We start from the raw sequence: 23,537 nt of genomic DNA, 5'->3' as shown, positions 1-23,537 counted from the left end.
GGCGTTTGATTTGCATTATTTTTCAGAAATTTTTATCGAAAAATGATGTTCTGCACAATACATCAAAGATAATATTCTTGTGAAAACTATTGAAATCCTTTTTTTATATAAAAATTGGCACTTACAAGCGTGAACTATAAATGATTAAATCAAATTCAGATATTTGCATAAATTGCGGACATAAACTAAGTGAAAAAGGTGATTTTATGAACTTGATGGGATTAACTTTAGATATCCCAGAATCACAAAAAGAATCTGTTTTCCATGATTTAGAGGATATTCTTCATTACTTTGCCTCTGATGTAACCAGTGCATTCAAAAAAGACCCTGCGGCTAAAAATTTGGTGGAAGTATTAACTTCCTATCCCGGAATTCAAGCAGTATTACTTCATCGGATCGCACATTTCTTTTTTCGCTTGGGACTTCCTTTTGTACCTCGATATATCTCTAACATTGCACGTCAAATCACGGGTATTGATATCCATCCAGGAGCAAAAATTGGAAAAAATCTTTTCATTGACCATGGAACAGGAGTTGTAATTGGAGAAACCGCAGAAATTGGAGATAATGTAATATTATACCAAGGAGTGACTTTGGGGGGAATTCATTTGGAGAATGAAAAACGCCATCCCACTTTGAGAAACAATATTATTGTAGGAGCAGGGGCAAAACTTTTAGGACCAATTATTCTTGGGGATAATGTGAAAGTGGGGGCGAACAGCGTAGTGACAAAAGATATTCCCCCGAATAGCATTGTTGTTGGAGTCCCTGGGAGAATTATTAAAAATGGAAGTAATATCCCACATCAAATTGAAACCTTATCCCATGACATTTTGCCAGATCCGGTTCTAAACCTTATTAAATCCTTGGAATCGCGAATTAAGGATTTAGAATCCCAAATTTCTATCAAAAAGTAAATTTTTTTCATAAAGTGATAATTATGACACGATATAATTCAATATTAGACACAATTGGTTCTACACCACTTGTAAAGCTTAATAAAATTGCTGAAAACGTGGAAGCTGAAATTTATGTGAAAGTAGAAACGTTTAACCCAGGATCCAGCGTAAAAGATCGCATTGCGTTGAATATGATTGAAAATGCTGAAAAAGAAGGAATTCTAAATGACCATTCCAAAATCATAGAACCAACTTCTGGTAATACAGGTATTGGCTTAGCGATAGTTTGTGCTGTAAAAGGATACCAATTAACTTTAACAATGCCAGAAAGTTTGAGTGAAGAACGGAAAAAAATACTTCGTGGTTTAGGAGCAAAATTAATATTAACTCCCGCAGCAGAAGGGATGAAAGGATCTATTAAGAAAGCTATGGAAGTAGCGGAAAAGTCTGATAATATTTTTATCCCTCAACAATTCAAAAATCAAGCAAATCCAGAAGCCCATCGTAAAACAACTGCTTTAGAAATTTGGGAGGATATGAAACATGAAATAGATGTGTTTGTTGCAGGAGTGGGGACAGGAGGAACTATTACCGGAAATGGAGAAGTTCTAAAACAACTCAATCCTTTATTGCGGGTGATTGCTGTTGAACCCATAGATTCTGCTATTTTATCTGGAAAGACTGCAGGACCTCATAAAATTCAAGGTATAGGGGCAGGTTTTGTTCCTGAAATATTAAACACAAATATATATGATGAAATAATTCAGATAACAACAAATGAAGCATTTTCAACTGCACGGGATTTGGCTAAGAAAGAAGGTATATTTGTGGGTATTTCAGCAGGAGCTGCTACCGCTGCAGCTCTCAAATATGCAATTTCCAGTCATAAAATGGAGAAAATAGTAGTAATCCTTCCAGATACGGGGGAACGTTATTTATCCACAGATTTATGGGACATTTAACAAATTTTCTTAATTAATTATAGAGCCAAGTACTTTTTTTTCATAAAGTATATTTCCATCGCACTCGATTGCTTGGACTTTCAGTTCATTTCCACGAATTGAAATTTTTAAGAATTCATGGGTCAATTTTCCAATTTCTTGAAAATTCAAAACAATTTTATCATTTCTAAATCGATTTTTAATATTACCCCTAAGATATGGGTCTTTTTTAGCAATGTGAATACGATTATCCCACTTATAAGGCGTACTAGGATAATTTCTATTTCCCAAGACGAGTTCATCTAATTTTCCCCCCCCTCCACCATTTACGATGAACAAGGTTCCTTCAGGTGAATTAATATCGGTTCTATGAAATGCCTCAAACACATGGGTATGACCACTTAGGACTAATTGTATATGATTTTTTTCAATAATCGGAAGAAATATTTCTTCTAAATCAGGATCGCAACCAAATTCACCAGTAGAATAGATGGAATTGTGAAGCAATAAAATTCGGTGTTGGATATGTGAAGGCAAATTTTCCAAGTGAGATTCTAACCACTCAATCTGCTCTTTTTTTGGAATGCGATGTTTTTTACCGGCATTGTATAGATCTAAGAAGAAAAAAGCACAATTAAGATAATTAAACGAGTAGTAAAAGCCTTCTTCTGGATTGTCGTAAAAATAGGGAAGCATTTCTTTCCATATTGGAGCATATTTCCGTAATTCGGCATCATGATTTCCGGTACATGTGTGAAAAGGAAGATTTGGAAAGAGAGAATGCATTTGTCCGAAAAATGTCCTCCAATTGTTCACTTTGTTGGCAATTGAAATGTTATCTCCAGAACTTAGTATAAATTTAGAATTGGGGGCAAATTTTTGAATAACTTCAATTAAGGGCTGCAAATCAGCTTCATTTGCATGAGAATCACTGATGGCAATAAAATCAAATGAAGCAGTAGCTGCTGAAGCATACTTTGGGGCTGTTTTAAAATTAAATATTTCGGATTTGGTAGGAATCTTATAATAATAGCGAGTATTTTCTTGTAAATTTTGAAGTTTAATGGTTTGGACTACTTTTTTTGTCTGAATTTTTGAAGAAGCACCTTTTAGATGTTCAATGGAACTTCCATAGAGAAATTCTTGGATATCTGAAGAATGCTTTTCTCTAAAATAATTTGAGATTCCCCAGCTAATAATCATTGAATTTGATGGATCGTTTCCATAAGCGATATATGGGCCAAAGAAAGGGTTATTTCGATATTTTTCTGAGATATTGCTCTTAATTCTATAGGTTGAGTTAAGTACAACTTTTAATGCAAAAACGAATCCAAGAACTATTGATGAAGATAGAGTAACTAACCAAATTGGAGCAAGTGAAGTGGAATTCAATAAAATGTAAATACTTTCAATCAAGTACCAAAGAGAATGGAGAAATACAAAAGGAAACAATGCTCCGAATGCCATTTTTTTTGAAATTGAAATGCCAATATAATTCCTATAGCGGTACAAATAGTAAAATAACATAGTTACCAGAATCATAGAAGCTGATAAGAAATATATTGCCCACCCAATCATTTTTTTTCTCCAGTGATTGATGTTGATCCTCATGATTAAATATTTTTATGTGAAGTGCATCAATCATCCTAGTTTATTCTTTGGGGGACTGCTTACTTTTAAAAAGGAAGAAAATATTAATAAATTAATCAATTTTTTGGCTAAGATAACTATGTGCACAATATTCTTTAATTTGGATAAAAACACGGATCATAGCTTATCTTTAGATAACAAGGCTTGGCCTTGGCATTAGCTCTAATTAGCACTAAAATCTCGAGAAAAGATTTGCTAGTTAGAGCGTTCTGATTTTTGTGAGTGATGATATTCGACTCAATTTCCTAAATTCAATGAGGATAATTATTGGAATCAAGTATTTCAGCGATATTTATATAGCTATTGAAGTAGATTTTAGGATTTTTCAGAAACGAATTAAAAGATCACCATAAAAAGGAGGAAACTTTAAGGGACAAATTTTAGTGAAAATCGGGAGAAATTAGTCTAATAGGGATAATTTTCCAAGAATTTGAACAAACTATATTCAATGTGACAAAAATATGGTAATCGCAAACAGCAAACCTAAAAATAGCTACCAACTACCGAACCAAGTAATGAGCAATGAGAATAACAAAATTATTCTTCCACTTAATTTAATCCCAAAACAATGGTTAAATATTGCTTCATTTCTACCAGAAAAGCCGTATCCTGCACTTTTACCCAATGGTATGCCTGCAGATTTTGAAACTATGACAAAAATTTTCCCAACAGAATGTGTCAAACAAGCGGGATCTTCAGAGGAATTTATTGATATTCCCAAGGGAATTCGTGAAGGATTAGCACTGTGTAATCGTCCAACCCCTCTTTTACGTGCTTTTCGCTTGGAAAAAGCACTTGGTCTTGATTCTGATCGAGTAAAAATTTATGGAAAAATGGAATATGTCTCTCCAATGGGAAGTCATAAAGGTAATACAGCCTTAGCTCAAGCTTATTATGCTAAACAAGATGGGATTACAGGTTTAACAACGGAAACTGGAGCAGGACAATGGGGAACTGCATTATCAATGGCTGGTACCATGATGGGATTGAAAGTCAAAGTATTTCAAGTCCGAGCTTCCTACTACGATAAACCGGGACGGCGGGTTATGATGCATAACTATGGCGGAGAGGTTGTTCCTTCACCTTCCAATGAAACAGAATCTGGAAAGCAGTTTTATTCCAAGGATCCCAATCATCCTGGAAGCTTAGGAATCGCAATTAGTGAAGCAGTGGAGTTAGCAATGAAAAGTCCGAACTACAAATATTCTCTTGGATCTGTTTTAGATTTTGTGTGTCTCCATCAAACTGTCATTGGCCAAGAAGCAAAAATCCAGATGGACATTGCAGGAGATTATCCAGATGTAGTTATTGGATGTATTGGAGGAGGTAGTAACTTTGCAGGTATTGCTTTTCCATTTATGAAGGAAAAATTACTTGGAAATACTCCAGAAACGAGGTTTATTGGAGCAGAACCAGCAGCATGTCCTTCCATAACAAAAGGAAAATATACTTGGGATTATGGTGATACAGCCAAAATGGCCCCTATCGCAAAAATGTACACGTTGGGCCACACTTTTATCCCTCCAGCAGTTCATGCAGGTGGGCTAAGATATCATGGAGCTGCACCTCTTTTATCTATGTTGGCTAATCACAAACAGATGGAATCAGTGATGTTGCATCAAACAAAGGCAATTCAAGCCGGTATGTTATTTTCACGTACAGAAGGAATTTTACCTGCTGTCGAAACATGCCATGCAGTTGCAGCAGTAATTGACGAAGCCTTAGAGGCAAAAGAAAATGGTAAAAAAAAAACAATCCTCTTCAATTTTTCCGGTCATGGTTTCTTTGATACTCATGCATATAAAGCCTTACAAGAAAATAAATTAGTTGATTATGAATATCCTAGCAAACTGATTCAATCAGCATTAGGTGATTTACCTTCCATTGACGAATCTAAATTTATGTGATTCAAGAAATTATCTTTATGAAATTTCTTTTTTTTTTGTAAAGTATTTTGTCGTCGCAAAATCAACTTTATTTTTAGGAGAAAATTTCGATCAAATTTTCTCAATGCTTGATTTTTATTCTTAATTTAGAAAACATGTTAGAAACTTTTCAATTTCTTAAAGAGGAAAAATATATTGATCAGAAATCTTAGTGATCAGAGTAAAAAAAAAAAACTTGTGGGAAAAAAATCCAGAGTTCTCGATCCCGTTCTTCATTTTAACATCGAGAATTCTCACACTTTTAATTACAGATTTTTTTTTTGATCATGGCTAATTGATTTTCGTGGGAAAATTTTTGAAGATATGCTTTGGTTGTGGTGAAATTTTCGCCCGATTCACCTCACTTTTGCATAATATTTAAATATGGGGTGAGTGATATTTAATTTATATCCTAGCGGAGGATATAAAAAATTTAAGTGATTATTATGGCTAAAAAAAAAACACCAGCAAAAAAGAAAGCAGCACCTAAAAAGGCAGCTAAACCAGCTACCCGAAGTGCTTACATTGCCAAAGCTCCAATAAGACGTTTAATGAAGAACGAAGGTGCTTCATTAGTTGCAGAAAATGCAGTTGAATTGTTAATTGAACAATTAACCAAAGTTGCTACTGAAGTAACTAAAGAAGCAGTAAAAATGGTCAAAGCAGACAAGCGTAAACGCTTAACCGCCGCAGACATTATTGCAGCTGAATAAACCTTAAACCTCACACACCGGTTTATTTTTTTTTCCCCTTCTTTTATCAGCAATTTACATTAAGCGATTAATCCGAATCCTTAAATGAAATATATTGCTTTAGCTTTTGGAGGATATTTTCTAAATGGTATCAGTCGAAAAACGCCAATTCATACATAATCGTATTGAATATCTAATGGAATGGATTACTGCACGACACAAACATCCACTTATTTCACATAGATTTGGCTCTCGATTACTCACATATTATAACTATGTTTGTACAAAGGAATATCCTGACCATATATTTAATGGTTCTGAATATCTTCGTTGTTCCAGTTTTCGATTGAAAGGATTGCAGAAAGATGCACGAAAGAAAATTGGAATAAAGCTCATAAATAGCAAGCAGATTCATTTAGTTGATGAGAAAAACCAATTATCTTACATCTCTCCAGAAATCCAAAAACTTCCCAAAATGGCCAAAATATGGTTTGACATTTTTTCTAGCACAATGGATAAGAATCCAGGACATGGTCCTGTATTGGACAAAATTTTACAGCTGAATAAAAATGCACTAGCAGTTGAAGTTCCGATCTGGACCACAACAGACCGTGCACTTATTAATCAAGATTTACAACTCACTCCATATACATGCATGAGTAATGAAATTTTCACCGGACATATAGACCTTCTTCTTTTTGATGAAACGGATGGAAGCTTGGTTATTGCTGATTATAAACCCGAAAATTATTTATTACGTAGTCTTCCACAAGTGGCAACCTATGGCTTAGTGATGAAACGGGTTTTAAAGATCAGAAATGTAAAATGTGTTTCTTTCAGTAAAGAAAAAGCTTGGGTTTATGATCCTGAAATTGTTAGAACAAGTATTCCGCAATATCTTTTACAATATGGAAATCCGAATCTATCTTGGAGATCAGTTCTTCCGAGCATTTAATTCAGTTAAATCTATATTTTTAATTACTTTGATACCTTACAATCCACTAATTCGAAAAGGTTGAAAGGATTATTAACCTAAAAATATTTAATGAGTTGAGAAGAAAATGATTAATCGAAGATTCCAACACAATGGCATTGTTTATGAGTTTAAATGGGCTAAACGACAAGATGTGATTTCGAAGATGCCTTCTGAGATTGGAACTCGATTGGATGATTTTTTCCAAATGATCTATCAGAATAAAATACCCCACGATTTATTCAATGACAATAAAATAACCCGCTGTTCTTCTTTTCGTATTAAAGGTTTAAAGCGGGGGGTTCAACCTCAAATCTCAAAAGAATTCATCGAAAAAAAATTAATCCGCCATTATAAGTGGACTTCAGAAATGAAAAATAGCTTAGATAGCTATGTTCACAAGATCCTTGCAAGTGCTCAAAATCTCTTTTCAGAATATGCAGAGACTGATATATTGAATTTTAAACCAGGTCATGATGAAATTCTCACTAATATATTACTTACCATTGAAGAAGCCTTGTCAATAGAAACACCAGTTTGGACTCGCAAACAGCAGAGAATTACTGATTTTCTTCCTCAAGATAAAAACTCGTTCAATTTTTCTTACAGACGATCATTAACTGGCCATATTGATTTAATTTTATATGATTTTGCAAATAATAACTTAATTATTGCAGATTATAAGCCAGAAGGCCATTTTCTCAGATCCCTCCCCCAAGTTGCAACCTATGGACTTTTAATGAAACGTATTTTAAATATACCAAATATAAAGTGCCTTTCTTTTAGTAAAGATGAAGCTTGGTTATATGATCCCCTCATTCTACAAGAACAAATCGAGGAATGCATATTGCTTCATGGAAACCCTAAATTAAATTGGCGGAAGATTGTCCACCTTCTCTAAAACTAGTGAAAGCTAAAATTGGAGACATAAAATAAAATTAACCAAAAAATATGTATTCTAAATTAAACCTTGTCGCTTTCAGTGAGGTTTGATTTTTTGGAAGACTCTTCATCCTTGCCAGTTTTCTTTGACTCAGGTTGATCTTCTTCTTCTGTTTGAAATAATTCATTTCTAATTAAGCGAAAAACACCAATTATTGCAATGGTATTAATAATCCCCACAACGGCAAAAATAGCATAGCCATTGCTGCCTGCATTACGCATAATAACACCAATAAAACTACCAACGCACAAGATTAGAGCATAAACTATACCTTTAATTAAAAATTCTTTGTTAATCGATACCATTTTTACTAAAGCTAAAAAATCGATTTTATTTAAAAAAATTTATAGTTCGGTTTATGAGGTTAGGTTCCTCGTTTTTTTTTTAAATTTGCTTTGAACTTTTTATAAATGGCTTTATCTAATTTTTGACCAATGGCTATTGCGATTTTTTGGGATAGTCCCCGACGTTCACCTTCAATCATTTGATCAATATCATTTTCAGTGATATTTCGGTTAAGTCGTGGAAACATTATCTCATTTAACCAGATATGAATATTATCAGTTAATTCTTGAATCGTGGGAACTTTTGTTTTTTCCCAATTCTGTTTGATCCGAGTCAAGGCAAAATGATAATATTGTGCCATTAAATCGATAGCATTAGCTTTCCTATGAGAATTAGGGTGTTCACAACTAGAACTTGACACATCACAATTACATTCAGAACAAATTTTTCGATCTTTTAATTTACTATGAATCATCAAATTATCGATTACAATTTGTGTGTCTTTCTCATTCCAATATAATGTGGTGGGGTTGACTGAAACAGCTGAAACAGACATGAGACTGCTGGTAATTTTTTTATCAATCCAATTTAAAGTATTTAATTTTTGAACTTTCTTAATTTCATCCCTTTTTTCCGTGGATTTTTGGTTTCTCATTTCTTTAAGTTGTTCTTTTTGAATTTTAAGAAATTCCTGATTATCCTTAAAGCGATAAAGCAAGTCATACGCAAAAATATATGAAACAGGAGAGATCATATCCTTAGGTAATCCCAAGCCAATTGAATCTCCATAGAAGAAACTAGGTTCGTTGTGCAGAATTTCATTCGCATCCGATAAATTACAGTCAAATAAACGGGCATATATAAAGGAGTTAACCAAAAAGGCATCATTTTCTGCATTAAAAATCATTGCTAATTCTTCTTGGCGTCGCATTAATCTTTGAATAATCAGCTCTTCAATTTTGATGACAACCCATTCTTCGTTCGCTGTAGATTCAAAGATTCGTTTTAATCCCAATAGATACAATCCTTTATCCTCTTTAATCTTCACATAAGTCTCAAGAACCCTCGCGAATTGGCAGCTGATTTTGCGGAAAAATGTGAAATAAATGGTTTTACAAAGATTAGCGAGAATCTCAGGAATATCGAATACCATAGAATAGCAGGACGTTGGTCCCTTTAGAGGATATTTTTTTCGAATAATTTTTTCAATGATCATCTTCTTTTGAAAAACTTGCCTCAAATCATCAAATTCAATCTTTAAAGTCCTACAAATATTTTTTAAAACAAGGATTTCAGACTCCTCAAAATTATTCAAGATTTCTTCAACTGAACGTTCTGAACGAGATAAGGAAATTAATTTTAATTCATTTAACTTTTGTTCTACATTCCAAATCAGTGATTTCTGCGAATCAGCAGTAAGGAAATCCATTTTGGATAATTGATTTAATGAAATATCATTTTTAAATTGATTATAATCAAAAGAAAGAATATGACAAAATAATGAGACATTGGACACTCCAAATCTGGAGAGTACTGAGAAAGTCTCCTCAAAAGTCAATTCTAGGAGATTTTGGAGAAAATAGACAAACTTATTTGGTCCTTTTTGGGCTTGTTCAATAATATTTTCTCTAATAAGAACAGTTAGATCTAACTCTAAGCTTTCATAATCAATAGGAGTGGTATCAGCATCCAACAATTTCTTGTAAATTATTTTTTTTAATTTGGTGGCATCTTGGAAACAGAACAGCCCGACTTTTGAGATAGGATAAAAATTTAGACGATAAGCAATAATTTGGTTTAAGATTTTTTTAATTGGAAAAGTTTCTAACTTTAAATCTCGTGTAGATGAAAATTCAAAACTCTTCTGCATTTTGTTTATTAAATGGAAAATTGTTGAAAGTTCTATATAACGATCGCCTTTCTCTTCCCCTTTTAAATTTTTTTCAAGATCAATGGCAGTTGCTTTTAATCCGGCAGTTTCTTCCAGTATTTGTGATTTTACAAAGGGGATGAAACCAGTTAATTCTCCAACATGATCAATCCAAAATACGGTTGGATATTGGTTTAAAGACTTGATTAAATGTTCTTCGAGCTGATCGGTCAGATTTTGAATAAACCTTTCTTCATATACATTTTTTTTTTCAATCATTGCAGTGAGAATTTGTTCTTCGTAATTTAACTCTAATAAAGATAATGAAATTTCATGTTGTATTGAGGAACCAATTAGATCTAGAAATTCTTTATAGATTTCTCGTTTTTCAACCGTTTCAAAAGCTTCCATACTGGTAACTTGAGAGACCATTTGCTCATCCGTTTTTGTCCGAATCCCTAAATAGTTAAAACAATGAATTGCGCAAGATGCTGCTAATAAATTCGAAAGATTATTTTTCTTTGAGGAAAGGGCAAAAACGAGATTTTTATCCGAACTCCGTTTTAAATGACTTGCAATTAATTCTGTAGTCTGGAAAAAGCGTCGCGCACCTTCTTGTGCGACTCTACTTCGTTTTATTGCTGATATTTCACTCATAGTTTCACATCCGTTTGAATCGTGGCTTTACTGATTGATAATTTGAACTTATCATTAGCTTCGAAAAATTATCTCCAAGAGACTGGAAGTTTATGTGATGATAAAGTACTTTTCCATCAAATGTTTCATTCTCAAGTGATTTTAATATTATATTCTTTGGTTCTGCAAATAATTTACTAAAATATTTCATTTCATGTTCAATTATATAGTTGAAAAACGATTTTTTATAAGATAATGATGAACTGAACTCAATATCTTCTGTAAAAGCATCATCAATCGATTTTAATGGACCTATAAAAGTAGATGCTTGGAGGTGGATTTTAATGTCTTCATAGTTTTCAAGAGTTTTATAAAAGACTTGACGCATATAATCTGGAAATTGAGAAAATACTTCCAATCCTTCAGAATACAGATCAACAATTTTTAATACGATACGATTGTTGACGTTTTTCATTGCAATATTGTCCAAATATTTCTTCAAAGGAACTAAAAACCCTTCTAATGTAGTGCTTTCATCCACTTTTTTTCCAAGATAGTCTATAAACAGGGAGACAATTTTCTGTTTAGACCAATAAATTTTCTGTTCTCTTTCAAGCAAATACTTCGATTGATATTGATTTGCAAATTCTTGAATATAAGCAAAAATTTCGTTTTTCCAAACTAGCTGAAAGCCTCCAAGACGTTTTCTTTGTAAGAATTCGATAAATTGAGTGCAAAAAGTTTGGGGATCAAACGTAAGCTCCGTTGGATATTCTTTAATAAATCTCTGCAAGGTGGAAGCACGAAGTACTAATCCCCATAGAAACTCAATCTCAACTCGGTATTTCATCAATATTTCAATGTGATGAATTGCTACAGGAATATCTGCTAGAATAAAACCACAAAGACTAAGTAAGTCTTCAGTTTCAATAGAAACACCGGATATAAATGGTTCAATTGATTCTTTAGCTATTTTATTAAAAAAACTTTGAACTTGACTTTCATTTCGGACAATTGACTCTAAATATTTGTTATCAATTTGATTCTGAATATATTTTGAATACTTTTCAAGATACTTCAGGCCTAAAGCGATAATAGGCTTCTTTCCTATTGAATCGAACTCCTTTTGTAATAATTCTATGAATGTTTGAGCATGATTTGTTAATAATTCATGGGTAAAATAGCCAGGTAAAGCAATTTTGATTTTGTTTAAAACTAGATCTAAGCTTTCTTGCATAAAAAGAAAAGGTGTTTTTAGTTCAAAAGCTCGGAAATTTTTTGAGTTTTGATAATCTTGTCTATTTTCTATAATATAATTGATAAAACAATCCTGTAAATCGGTGTAAAATTGATTTCTCAAGGAACCATCTTGTTCAATTTGAAATTCACTAATTATAGTTTGAGGCAAATTTTTGAATTCCATTTGAATTCCGCTTTTAACAACATTATCTGAGAGGATAAAGAAATCTTTTTTAATTGAATCGATAAAAGCTATAAAATTCAGCAAGCTATCTTTAAATTGGTCAAAGGAAATGTAATCTTCTTGGCCTGGAAAGAAGACTATAAAATTTTTCAGGAGAAGAATTAATAAAGCTCGATGTAGATCATTGATGGTTCCTGTATTTGCAATGTGCAACAAATTAGAAGTAAGATGAAAGGTGTTTTTCGTTATTACAAAAACGGTACTTTGACTTAGTTTGTATTTTAAGAAGTCAAATTGATCATTTTCATCTAAAGGTGTACGTATTATTCTAAAACGATGATTTTTAGGAATTATCTCTTTATTTTCCCAAAGGTATTCCTTTTGTATATTTACTGAAAGATATGAAACATCATCTGAATTAGTTTTAAGTCCTACAAGTTTTCGATTCCATTTTCCTTCAATTACATTACCTTGAAGCTTTAAAGCGAATCGCCTCGCAAATTTAGTTAAAACCTCTTGTTTTTGTTCTTTGGTGATTTCATTCCTACTTAAAGCTTCTTCAACTTCAAAATATAATTTTCCTAAATTATCCACTGCACTTTTCGCTGTTTTAGGGTTCAATAAACTCGCTTCAGGTGCCAATAATAGTAATAGAGTGTTACAATCTTTGTATTCTCCAGGAATAAAAAGCATTGATTTTGGCATTAGTTGAATATCATTGGGATCACCAAGATTGTCAAGCGAAAATTCGATTGAATGCAATTGACAATTAGCGTAATCTCGTAACATTGAATTATAGGCATTTAGATAGTTTAAAACATTTTTAATCAAATACTCTGTTGTTTTTTTTGATAAACTTCCAATCCCTACGATTTCTCCAACTTCCAACTCAAGTTGTCCTTTAAAACCGAATATAACTGCCAATTGTTTCTGAAGTTCATCGCTTGTTGTTAATGCCATTCTATTTACTAATCCCGGTTAATTTAATAATCATGTTTTTTGTTTAGTGATACAATTTTTCGCTATGTTTGTTTGTTTTTTATAGGTAAATGTCTTTCTAAAGGTAAAAAAAATTTTCCTTTTAGGAATTAGAAACTGGTGAAGGTGCTGATGTTTTGATTAAAATAGTAATAATAAACCCAAGCAAAGAGAATATTCCCATAAGGAGAAAAGGGGCAAATTCCCAAAATATACTCCCGATATATCCGATAATAGTAGATCCTATGACAGATCCTATCAATGTAATGCTGCGATATAGACCCAATGCTTCTCCTTTGATACTATGAGGGACCAGATTAGATTCAAAATTATCAATTGCTGGCATTAAAACTCCCAATGAAGCAAAACATAAAACCAAAAGTAAAATGAAGATATAAACTTGAATGAAAATTCTTAATACAATAAAAAATGAGAAAAATATTGCTAAAATTGGTAATCCTCGTTTTAGTATCTTAATGGTCTTTTCATTATGACCCCAAGTTAATGAAAATAGGATATATGCTCCGGTTGCAGGTAATAAAAATATTCCTGATTGCTGATTTTCGACTGCAAAATAAATTAATAAAATAAATAGAGTATATGATGAAAGTCCTGAATAAATGAAGGTAATGATTGTCCCAATCAAAATACCTAAAATAAAATTCTTGTTTTGAAGAAGCAATTTTAACTTAGATTTGTTGAAATTTCTTTGAGTTTTTGTGGAATTACGATTTCGTCCATTAATTTTTTTTGGATTTTTAATTAAAACTAGTACAGATAGAACTGAAACAAATGTAATCAAACCTAGAATATAAAAAGCATAGCGAAACTCAAACCAATTCAAGAAGAAGCCTCCAGTTAACGTTCCAAGTAACGAACCAATACCCAATGAGGTGAAGAGGAACGCTATTGGTTTACCGCGTTCACCTTCCTTAAAATAATCATTAATTAAAGCTAAGGCAATTCCCTCAAAAGAACTCATTCCTTTTAAAAATCTAAAAAATAAGAACTGCTCAATTGATTGAGCTACTCCAGCTAAAAAGGTACCTACTGAATAAATTCCAAAAGCAAATATTAATAATGACTTTCTTCCAAATTTATCACTGATTTTTGCTAATGGAACCATCATAATAAGCTTTCCAAGACTAAACATGGTAAAAGTCATCCCAAATACAGCTGAATCGCTTGAGAATTCGACAGGTAGAAAACGGGCCATAATTACATCGTTGATCATTCCTGCAAAACTGCAAATAAAAACAGCTATGTATAGTCCAATAATTGCCCTAGTTCTTAGACTTCCATAATTGATTGATTGATTTGTAGTTTTTTTTTTAACAACTTTTTCCACAAATAAATGAATTTTAGATGGTTTAAAGGGATAAGGATTTTTAAAACGCATTCATTACAACTAATGATATGAATAAAAAACTGATCAAAATCGTTTTAGCAATTTATTGGGGAATTAACTTTATATTTGTACTATTATATGGAATTTTTGATGCAATTCTACCATATTTAATTCCTAAACTCAAAAAAGAAAAAGAAATTGACAACTTATCAGATCAAAAAGATAATGTAAAACATTTCTTTATTGTGATCACTATTCCTGCTGTTTCGATTTTATTATATATTATAATTGGTGGAATCTCTCTACTATATATAATTACAGCCTATGCTGTGACTGATATTGTAGTAGTATTCATAATGATGTTCAATCAAAAAAGTCACTTAGCATTTAATGAAAAAGAATCATCAATTATGAATGATTTCAAGGAATTTATCGTTATTTTAATAATCAATATCATAGGCTACGTAATAATCACAATTATATTTGGTGCATTTTTTACTCTTGGTTTTTCAATTTTTATCCTCGCTGATAGTATTTTAGTTTTCAGCTTGATGGTTTTCCTGAAACGAATTAAGGAGGAATCAAAAATAATTGGAAAAGTTGTGAAAAATCGCGATTTGCTTGATTTTAAATCTGAGAACCCGGAAAAACTTTTGGAAAACATTCAAAAGATAGAAAAAATGGCTGATACAAGTATGTCCAACAAAAATTTTGAGCTAGCTGAACAATATTATACTAATTTGCAATTAAAATATGAGACTCTAATCAAAATCTATCAAAAAGATCAAAATAAACCAAAAATCTTGAAATTAAAACCCCAATTCTTAAAAATTAAGACACAAATTTATAAAATTCAAGCCATTAATTATGAAAAATACTACGATGAAAAGATCAAAATGATTAAATCTAGCCAATTAGACAAGAAAAAGAAAAAGAATAATGGAGATTATCAGGAAATATTTGATAAAACTGAGGAGCAATTAATCAAGGCAAAAAAAAATCGTTCTAAATCAGATGTAGAAAAATATTCTCAAAGATTAATTGATTTAAAAAAATACCTATAGGTTCATTTCCATTGGAAACTAGGATCCCTAATTTTTTATTTTTTCACGGAATTTAGATTTTTTATGATTTTCTGAAATTATTAATGAGTTACTAAATTATGTTGTCCGTTAATTATTAGACTGGTGGTTAATGGATACAATTCTTTTATGATTAAGTTTAAGACCCAAAAATATAGTTTTATGATGGAAAAGACTCGACAAAAAAATTTACCAAACACGCGAGAAATATTGACCTAAGAGTGTATTAATAGTAATTATATAATAAAAGAATATAAATATAAAAGAAATAAGCTGTAAATGTAGATATTTTTTCTTTTTAAAATTAATATCTTTTTTTTATTTATTTATTTCTACAAGCTCCAATGGAAATAGTCCTCTCTCTTATGAAGTATTGGTAGGTTAAGATATATCAACTAGCTAAATAACATCTGGAGTAGAAATAGAAAAAATACCCTTAATGTAAGTTAAATTACAATATTAACGATAATGATGCTTTAGGCATTTTCTCAATTGATTATAATTTGAAAGATTCATTTTTTGATCAGGAAATTGGATATTTTCTGGAAATTTTGAAGGTTCGCTTTGAACTATTCGCTTTAAGGGTTTGAAAATTTTATTATAGTTTTTTCTTGTTTGGAGTGTAAATTGAGTTTGGTAGCCCATCGTTTCATCACCGTATTATTTGGATATTCCTTTATAAATAAAAAATCGAAAAAAAGTTTTTTCGATTATATTGACTTGTAAAAAATGGATTATTCATCTAATAATTTGAAGAATACTAAAGGTCTACCTCGGGAATTGGTTGGACGCGAGTATTTTCTAATTAACTGATGGTTTTGTAACCTGGTTAAGTTATCATATACTGTTGTTCTGGGATGATTCACACTTTTCACAAGATCTGATCTTGTCATAGGTCCTTGTTTTTCAAGCATATTAAGTAATTCACGTTGTAATGGGCTAAACATAAGTCCATCTTCAAATTTTGTTAAGTCAACCATTTTTTTCACACACACACTTTTTATTTTTGTAACTCAGAAATAACAACTTTTTAGTCATTATTTTTGATTTGAAGCTTATTAGTAGCTATGAGTTGCTACTAAGCAACATAATCACTATATTTATATAGGAGAGTCTCCTATATAAATATGTCGGTTATTATCGGATTGACATGAATTTGGTCGGTTATTATCGGATTAATAATCACGAAAATCGAAATGGTGTATAAAATGGGTAGTCCAAGCAAATCCTCGCATACTGATTCTTCAAATGAAGAAAAAGAAAGTAAAAAAATATGGATCACACTACCTACAAAATATGCAGATATTTTGGATATTCTTGCTGATGATACACCAGGGAAAACTCGTTCTAATCGTAAATCTGTCACTGTTGAAAAAATGGTTGATGAATATTTAGAAAAACATGAGAAAGAATTGACAGATGATGGAAAATGGGAGAAAATAATCAGTGTAAGAAAGCGAGCAGCCAAAAAACTTGAACGTTCTATCGAAGAAAAAGTACAGTTTATTGAAGTATATATTGATAATTATCCTGAATTTTCAAAACTACAATCTATATGGAAACGCATGAAATTAGTTCAAGATCCAGATGGAATTGATAAAATTTATAATAAAGTTCTGGAGAAAAAAGAGCAAGAAACTTCTGAATTAGATTCCCTTCTAGAAACTATATGATTTGTTTAAGTTGCCAATTAGCAACCTATATTTTTTTAGAAAATTTTCGATATTTTTAAAATTTCAAAAAAAAGGATTATATGGATTTTGGAGATGATTTTTTCTCAAATGTGTCTGATTTCTTAATAGATTTTACTTTAAATACAGACAGCTATATTATGTATGTAATTTGGGGATTGTTATTTTTAGGAGTTTTTAGTATTTTTTGGGGCTTTTTTTTACGAGTAAATAAGAATATTAAGACCGGAGAATTAATCTCTCGTCTTTTCGTTAGTTTTGCTCTTTTCTACTTCCTTTGGTTGGTCATGAATTTACTAAATATTGATTTGACGATGGCATGATCCATAAAATAAAATAAAAATTAATTCGATAACACTTTTTATTAAGCAATTATGGAAACAAAAATAATTTCTTTAGATCCAACTGGGTTTACCAGACTAGATTTGGAAGAAGCTGTTTATTTAATGCAAAATGGTGAAATTATAGGGTTTCCTACTGAAACAGTTTATGGATTAGGAGCATCTATACTCAATCCTGAATCTTTAAAAAAAATTTATTTAGCGAAAGGAAGACCCATGGATAATCCTTTAATTGTTCATATTTCACATATGGACATGTTACCTGCTTTAGTTAAACAAATTCCGGAAAGAATTTCAATACTATGTGATCGTTATTGGCCTGGGCCATTGACTATATTATTTGAGAAATCGGAATTAGTATCTGATCTCGTAACTGCAGGCTTATCAACAGTAGCTATTAGAATGCCAGCAAATGAGATTGCTCGTGCTTTAATTAGGGAATTAGGTGAACCAATTGCAGCTCCAAGCGCAAATAGTTCGGGAAAACCTAGCCCTACAAATGCTATGCATGTTTTCAATGATCTTAAAGGAATAATTCCTTTAATCTTGGATGGAGGTTCTTGTGATTATGGTGTAGAATCAACTGTAATTGATGTTCATTCTAATCCACCTTTAATTTTGCGACCGGGCGGAATAACTTTAGAAGAATTGCAAGAAGTTCTTCCCAACATACAAGTATATGGTAAAAATCAAAAGGATAAAGCTTTAGAAGAAAAACCTAGTACTCCGGGATTAAAATATACCCATTATTCACCAAATGCTCCTGTGATTTTACTAACTGGAACTAATGAAGAAATTCAAGCTAAGCTTCAAAAAACATATTTACAATATAAAGAGAATCAATCAAAAATTGGAATTATCCATACACACAAAACCATAGAATTACCTATTCTTATTTCCCAAGATCAAGATACTTATGTACATTCTTTAGGAATTAATAAAAATGAATTGATAGACTCTCAAGATTTCAACGCAGCTTTAATACAGCAGGGTCTGTTTGCCAAATTACGTGAAATGGATATGGAAAATGTAGATGTAATAATTGTTGAAGCTATTTCGGAAAAAAAAGAAGGACTTGCTGTAATGAATCGATTACAGAAAGCAGCATTTAAAATACTATAATCAAACTATTTTCCTTCCATTTGAGCTTTCATTTGTTCTTCGTATTTAGCCCTTTCTTCTGGAGACATTTTTTCCATTTGTTTCATATATTCTTGTTGGGCTTCCATCAGCTGTGAAATTACAAAAGGTTGCATTGCTTGGGCAAGAACAGGCATAGCAACACGCATTTCGGTTAATTTTATATTCATTTCTTTAGCAAGGTCTCGCATCGCTTTTCGATCTTCTTTTGAGGTTTCTCCATTCCCAATACCTTCACAGTTTTCAGCATCAACCACCATAAATTTTTCCCCATCATATTCAAGAGGATAGGTTCGGCAACTCATAGGGCGATTTTCGTATACTAAACAAGTTTTCTCAGTTTGATTATACATAGGACAAGAAAGATCAACTGGTTCTTCAGCTTCATTCTCACTTTTTGGTTTCATAAAAGCCATTGGATCTTTATCCTGCCTTCCCAAAACTAAATCGATGGTGCCAAAAGGTGTTTTAATAAATTTTAAGTGAGGCATCATGTTTGCCACCACATTACTTCGAGCCCACAAAGTTAGATCGTCCATTACTAAAGGGACAGGTCCCCGTTCAGCACAACATTTTCCACATTTTGTGCAATTAAAAGTAAATTTTTGTTTAGGTTTTTCTTCAGTCATTTTCTTCATCTCCAACTAATTATAATAAAAATTAGGAGTAATTATGGAAGTCTAAGTCACCAAAATTTTAAAAGTTTTTAATAATAAAACTAATTCTTCCTTCTTACCAAATATGTAAGAAGAAGGCAATGATCGAAATGAACAAAGTGGATCCTAATGGGACAATTAAATCATCATATTTTGAGGGACTGATTAATTCAAGTAATGCGGATCCAATGCTTAAAATTAAAGTCAACAATAAAGCTTGGGATGTAGATAGTATCATGGAATTTCCAGGAAGTATTTGTCCGAAGAAAAAGAAAGTAAATAAACTACATACAATTGCCATGGCAATAAAAGCCAGAGATCCTTCCAAAGTTCGTTTACTACCCACCCAAGGAATATTAATGTGATGTTTTCCATATTTCCTTCCAATTATTGAAGCAAATGTGTCAGCAAACATCATAATTAGGATTGCAGCTATTGGATAGTAGTACTTATCGGCCATAGGAATAAAAATAAAGACTAAGATAGTAATAGCGAGACAATAAGCAAATGGACCTTGAAGATATCCTACTTCTTCTTCTTCATCTTCGTTAATTGCGTTATAAAGATCTCTTTGCACCTTAATATGACTTTTTTTCCCACTAGTTCGTGTAACCACTGTCATGACCAAAGCCAGAAATCCAGCAACAATAGGATGATCCAAATAAGGTGTAATGAATACAGCTAGTCCCGAAAAACTGTGAATAATTTTCCGGGCAAAAAGTTGTGAAATGATTCCTTTTTCTCTTAAAAATTTAGGAACTAAAATTGATGTTACCACAACAATTCCCGTTATCCCTATTATTGCCAGATCCTTACTCCAATCTTCCCAAAAGCTCATTCTTGGTCTTCCTATTATAAAATTCTTTTTTTATTAAAGATTGTGTGGATATATTTTTGTTTAAAAAAAAAGCTTTTCCAAATATGCAAGAATTTCTTATTTTTTGAAATAGTAAAGTTTCAATTTTAGATTAGTTTATCAAAAGGAAGAATATTTGATTTGATAATAATGAAATTACTTGTTGTGGATTGTTTAACAGCGGGAGACGGAGAACGAGTTTTTACGCGAGATTTTATTGGTTCGGGGCCTAGATATGTTGCAGGATTTATTGAAGAGATTTCAGATTATCAAATCGAAACATCTTTAATGCGTGGAGAAGATTTTCTATCCTTAGAAACAGATATGCTTAAGATCTTTAATATAATTTGCATTTCAGCAATGACCATGGATTTAGGAATTGTAAAGAAAATCATGAACAAATGGCACTTTACTCATCCAAGTCATCATAAAACCTTATCACTCATTGGGGGACCTATTTCAAGTGATAAAAATATTCTTTACAAAGTAAATTGTGATATTTCTATCCAGAAAGAGGGGGAAATTGCACTAAATATGCTATTTAAAAATGAATTATCAAATTTGATTTCAAATTTAAATGGCAATAATTTAGAATGGAAACAAAAATTTTTTGACAAAATTCCTGGGATTTTGTATCTCAAACAAGCCAATGTATTTCATCAAAATCCCATTCCACCGAATTTAAAGAATTCATGGTTTCAAAATACCACGGGTTATCCTCAAAAAATTCAAGCTTATCAAGATTTTAAATATGCTAGGATCTTCGTTGAGTGTTTGCGAGGATGTTCCAATTTTCGTAGAACTGCATTAACACTTAGTTCTGGGGATTGTTGTGATGATTCTCAATGCAATCAATGTCGTGAAGATAATTTTATTACCCAATTGTCCTGCCCTGCAAATATCCCTGCAGGATGTGGATTTTGCTCCACGATTAATGAATTTGGGGCACCAAAATCTAGATCAATCAATGGGATTATTGAAGAAATTCAATATTTAATAAATATTGGGGCTTGCCGAATAGTATTAGGTGGTCCTGGCTTTTTAGATTTTCAGCGTGAAAATTTGGTAGAAGGAAAATTGATTAATCCGACTTTTCCCGAACCAAATTATAGGGCTTTAAATGAACTTATCGATAAATTGATCAATATTCCTGAAATTCATGATCGGACTGTCCAAGTGTTTATTGAAAATATTAAAGCTGGGTTATGTTCAGATCGCGCATTAGATATCATTGCTAAACTTCCAAATGCTGTTTTTTCAATTGGTTGTGAAACTGGCTCAAATGAATTCGCAAATATATTAGGTCGTCCTGGAATGCCCCAAACAACACTGGAAGCGGTTAAACGCGCCTTAAATCGGAAAATACGAGTGCACGTTTATTTCATTCATTCTCTTCCAGGGGATAATGTTTTCTATGCTAATGAAACTTTAGCTTTAATGAAAAAGTTCGGACAAATCGGTGTTGATAAGATAACACTTTATAAGTATCAAGAATTACCCGGATCTCCATTTCATAATATTCCAAGACATTATAAGCAATTTGATAAAAAAACACTGAAAGTTTTCAACAAAATTAAAAAATTTGTAATTCACTATAACGGCCAACAAAAAATGAAGTTATTGGGTAAAAAAGTTAGAGTTTTTCTTTCAGAAGAGAATACAACTCACCCAAAAGATGCCATAGGTTGGATATTAGAAGGTGGTCCTAAAGTTTCAGTTATAAATTCTGTTCATTTGGTGGGTACTTTTCAAGATATTACTATTATTCAGGTATTAAGTGATAAATTAGTTTTAGGCAAAATAAATTAATTTTTTTTGTTTTTGTTTTTCAATCAAGGAAATTTGAAAAGAAATGTCGGTTTTTATTTTTTGGAGAGAAACCGATATGTTAGATATTAAATTGTTTCGTGAGAATCCGGAAATAATTCGTGAATCTGAAAAAAAAAGATTCCGAGAGACCGAGAATGTAGATAAAGTAATAGAATACGATACAAAATGGAGAGAAACTATTCAAAAACTCCAAGAATTACGCGCTGAACGAAATTCAATATCTAAATCCTTTAAATCTGCCGCAAAGGATGGAAAAGAGAAAATTAAAGAGCTTAAGGAGAAATCCACTCAAATTAAAAACCAAATCCTTGAATTAGAACCAGCTCAAGAAGAATACTTAAAAAAACGTGAAGCTTATCGATATAAAGTCGGGAATATATTAATAGATGGTGTCCCAATTGCGAAAGATGAAGAAGGAGATGAAGTTGTAAGAAAGAGTGGAAATATTCCCAATTTCGATTTCGAAATCAAAAACCATGTGGACTTAGTTGAGCAAATTGATGGAGCTGAGATCAAGAAGGCTTCTGCAATTGCTGGATCAAGGTTCTATTACTTGAAAGGTGATTTGGTTTTATTAAATCTTGCTTTATTGCGATATGCAACTGATTTATTGGTTTCGAGGGATTTTACCCCATTTTGGACACCTTTCTTTGCAAAACATGAGGTTATGGCTGAAGCAGCGGAATTGAATGATTTTACTGAACAGTTATACAAGATTGAGGGTGAAGATCTTTATTTAATTGCAACTAGTGAACAAACATTAGCTGCTTTACATCGAAAAGAAGTATTGGATGAAAAAACCCTTCCCCGTAAGTATTGTGGTATTTCCACATGTTTTCGGAAAGAAGCGGGTTCTCATGGTAAAGATACTTTGGGTATATTTCGAGTACATCAATTTGAAAAAATTGAGCAATTTGTCTTTTGCACCCCTGAACAAGCTGAGGAAATACATGAAATCTTATTGGAAAATGCAGAAATGATTTTCAAATCTTTTGGAATTCCCTACAGAGTAGTTTCAATAGCAAGTGGAGAACTAAATGATAATGCAGCTAAAAAATATGATTTAGAAGGATATTTTCCAGCCAGCGGTGTGTATCGCGAATTAGTATCTTGTAGTAATTGTACTGACTTCCAAGCTAGAAAATTGGACGTCCGTTGTGGTACTTTAGGAGATAAAACGAGTTACAGAACAGCCAACACTCTAAATAGTACTGCCATTGCAACTGAAAGAACTATTTGTTGTATTTTGGAAAATTTCCAGCAAGCAGATGGAACAGTTAAAATTCCAGATGTTTTGGTTCCATATATGAATGGCAAAACATATTTGGGAAAAATAAGAGAAGAATAAAATTTTAATAAATTAGCTGAGTGAATTTTA

General features: G+C 31.9%; 21 protein-coding genes. 12 read left to right on the top strand and 9 right to left on the bottom strand.

Annotated elements, in window-relative coordinates:
• The first annotated feature begins 140 nt into the window (after window positions 1-140).
• Window positions 141-917: a serine O-acetyltransferase gene (gene cysE, locus NEF87_RS14300; protein ID WP_457916337.1), complete on the top strand. Its 777-nt coding sequence runs from the start codon at window positions 141-143 to the stop codon at window positions 915-917.
• A gap of 23 nt (window positions 918-940) precedes the next feature.
• The gene (gene cysK / locus NEF87_RS14295) at window positions 941-1,861 is read left to right on the top strand and encodes a cysteine synthase A (RefSeq protein WP_457916336.1); all 921 of its coding nucleotides are present in this window, start codon (window positions 941-943) and stop codon (window positions 1,859-1,861) included.
• A gap of 9 nt (window positions 1,862-1,870) precedes the next feature.
• Here cysK and NEF87_RS14290 read toward each other — a convergent pair whose 3' ends face one another.
• Window positions 1,871-3,418, bottom strand: a complete 1,548-nt coding sequence (locus NEF87_RS14290; RefSeq protein ID WP_457916335.1) for a metallophosphoesterase — start codon at window positions 3,416-3,418, stop codon at window positions 1,871-1,873.
• A 533-nt stretch (window positions 3,419-3,951) separates the two neighbouring features.
• Here NEF87_RS14290 and NEF87_RS14285 point away from each other — a divergent pair.
• The 4 genes from NEF87_RS14285 to NEF87_RS14270 all read left to right on the top strand — a co-directional run bounded on the left by NEF87_RS14285 (window position 3,952) and on the right by NEF87_RS14270 (window position 7,981).
• On the top strand, window positions 3,952-5,397 hold the full coding sequence (locus tag NEF87_RS14285) for a TrpB-like pyridoxal phosphate-dependent enzyme (RefSeq protein ID WP_371802072.1): 1,446 nt from the start codon (window positions 3,952-3,954) through the stop codon (window positions 5,395-5,397).
• Window positions 5,398-5,861: 464 nt separating this feature from the next.
• A complete protein-coding gene (locus tag NEF87_RS14280; protein ID WP_371802071.1) occupies window positions 5,862-6,128 on the top strand; it encodes a histone-like protein in 267 nt (88 codons plus the stop codon).
• Window positions 6,129-6,252: 124 nt separating this feature from the next.
• Window positions 6,253-7,062, top strand: coding sequence for a hypothetical protein (locus NEF87_RS14275; RefSeq protein ID WP_457916334.1), 810 nt, complete (start codon window positions 6,253-6,255; stop codon window positions 7,060-7,062).
• Between the two features lie 106 nt (window positions 7,063-7,168).
• On the top strand, window positions 7,169-7,981 hold the full coding sequence (locus tag NEF87_RS14270) for a hypothetical protein (RefSeq protein WP_457916333.1): 813 nt from the start codon (window positions 7,169-7,171) through the stop codon (window positions 7,979-7,981).
• Between the two features lie 62 nt (window positions 7,982-8,043).
• On the opposite strand, the gene NEF87_RS14265 is transcribed toward NEF87_RS14270, so the two are convergent.
• From NEF87_RS14265 to NEF87_RS14250, 4 genes are all read right to left on the bottom strand, one after another.
• Window positions 8,044-8,328: a hypothetical protein gene (locus NEF87_RS14265; protein WP_371802068.1), complete on the bottom strand. Its 285-nt coding sequence runs from the start codon at window positions 8,326-8,328 to the stop codon at window positions 8,044-8,046.
• A gap of 59 nt (window positions 8,329-8,387) precedes the next feature.
• Window positions 8,388-10,835, bottom strand: a complete 2,448-nt coding sequence (locus NEF87_RS14260) for a hypothetical protein (protein ID WP_457916332.1) — start codon at window positions 10,833-10,835, stop codon at window positions 8,388-8,390.
• Between the two features lie 4 nt (window positions 10,836-10,839).
• On the bottom strand, window positions 10,840-13,197 hold the full coding sequence (locus NEF87_RS14255) for a hypothetical protein (RefSeq protein WP_371802066.1): 2,358 nt from the start codon (window positions 13,195-13,197) through the stop codon (window positions 10,840-10,842).
• Between the two features lie 121 nt (window positions 13,198-13,318).
• Entirely contained in the window at window positions 13,319-14,614 is a 1,296-nt protein-coding gene (locus NEF87_RS14250; RefSeq protein WP_457916331.1) for an MFS transporter, read from the bottom strand.
• A 17-nt stretch (window positions 14,615-14,631) separates the two neighbouring features.
• On the opposite strand from NEF87_RS14250, the gene NEF87_RS14245 reads away from it, so the two are divergent.
• Window positions 14,632-15,627, top strand: coding sequence for a hypothetical protein (locus NEF87_RS14245; RefSeq protein WP_457916330.1), 996 nt, complete (start codon window positions 14,632-14,634; stop codon window positions 15,625-15,627).
• 477 nt (window positions 15,628-16,104) lie between these two features.
• Here the strand turns inward: NEF87_RS14245 and NEF87_RS14240 are convergent, their stop codons facing one another.
• Together NEF87_RS14240 and NEF87_RS14235 are read right to left on the bottom strand one after the other, a co-directional pair.
• Window positions 16,105-16,290 carry a hypothetical protein gene (locus NEF87_RS14240; protein WP_457916329.1) on the bottom strand — a complete coding sequence of 62 codons (186 nt, stop codon included), beginning with the start codon at window positions 16,288-16,290 and terminating at the stop codon, window positions 16,105-16,107.
• 89 nt (window positions 16,291-16,379) lie between these two features.
• Window positions 16,380-16,625: a MarR family transcriptional regulator gene (locus NEF87_RS14235; RefSeq protein ID WP_371802062.1), complete on the bottom strand. Its 246-nt coding sequence runs from the start codon at window positions 16,623-16,625 to the stop codon at window positions 16,380-16,382.
• Window positions 16,626-16,853: 228 nt separating this feature from the next.
• On the opposite strand from NEF87_RS14235, the gene NEF87_RS14230 reads away from it, so the two are divergent.
• The 3 genes from NEF87_RS14230 to NEF87_RS14220 all read left to right on the top strand — a co-directional run bounded on the left by NEF87_RS14230 (window position 16,854) and on the right by NEF87_RS14220 (window position 18,799).
• On the top strand, window positions 16,854-17,318 hold the full coding sequence (locus tag NEF87_RS14230; protein WP_371802061.1) for a hypothetical protein: 465 nt from the start codon (window positions 16,854-16,856) through the stop codon (window positions 17,316-17,318).
• An 80-nt stretch (window positions 17,319-17,398) separates the two neighbouring features.
• Window positions 17,399-17,659: a hypothetical protein gene (locus tag NEF87_RS14225; protein ID WP_457916328.1), complete on the top strand. Its 261-nt coding sequence runs from the start codon at window positions 17,399-17,401 to the stop codon at window positions 17,657-17,659.
• A gap of 51 nt (window positions 17,660-17,710) precedes the next feature.
• On the top strand, window positions 17,711-18,799 hold the full coding sequence (locus tag NEF87_RS14220) for an L-threonylcarbamoyladenylate synthase (protein WP_457916327.1): 1,089 nt from the start codon (window positions 17,711-17,713) through the stop codon (window positions 18,797-18,799).
• Window positions 18,800-18,804: 5 nt separating this feature from the next.
• Here NEF87_RS14220 and NEF87_RS14215 read toward each other — a convergent pair whose 3' ends face one another.
• Entirely contained in the window at window positions 18,805-19,446 is a 642-nt protein-coding gene (locus NEF87_RS14215; RefSeq protein ID WP_457916326.1) for a YkgJ family cysteine cluster protein, read from the bottom strand.
• A gap of 103 nt (window positions 19,447-19,549) precedes the next feature.
• Complete coding sequence (locus NEF87_RS14210; protein WP_371802057.1) at window positions 19,550-20,311, bottom strand: diacylglycerol/polyprenol kinase family protein; 762 nt, start codon at window positions 20,309-20,311, stop codon at window positions 19,550-19,552.
• A 168-nt stretch (window positions 20,312-20,479) separates the two neighbouring features.
• Here NEF87_RS14210 and NEF87_RS14205 point away from each other — a divergent pair, with 168 nt between their 5' ends.
• Both NEF87_RS14205 and serS read left to right on the top strand, forming a co-directional pair.
• Complete coding sequence (locus NEF87_RS14205) at window positions 20,480-22,138, top strand: B12-binding domain-containing radical SAM protein (protein ID WP_457916325.1); 1,659 nt, start codon at window positions 20,480-20,482, stop codon at window positions 22,136-22,138.
• A gap of 76 nt (window positions 22,139-22,214) precedes the next feature.
• On the top strand, window positions 22,215-23,507 hold the full coding sequence (serS, locus tag NEF87_RS14200) for a serine--tRNA ligase (protein WP_457916324.1): 1,293 nt from the start codon (window positions 22,215-22,217) through the stop codon (window positions 23,505-23,507).
• Window positions 23,508-23,537 lie beyond the last annotated feature (30 nt).

It is taken from the genome of Candidatus Lokiarchaeum ossiferum (assembly GCA_025839675.1).
Lineage (GTDB): Archaea > Asgardarchaeota > Lokiarchaeia > Sigyniarchaeales > Promethearchaeaceae > Lokiarchaeum > Lokiarchaeum ossiferum.
Note: the sequence above shows the minus strand (reverse complement) of the source record. Positions and strands in the feature narration are given on the sequence as shown.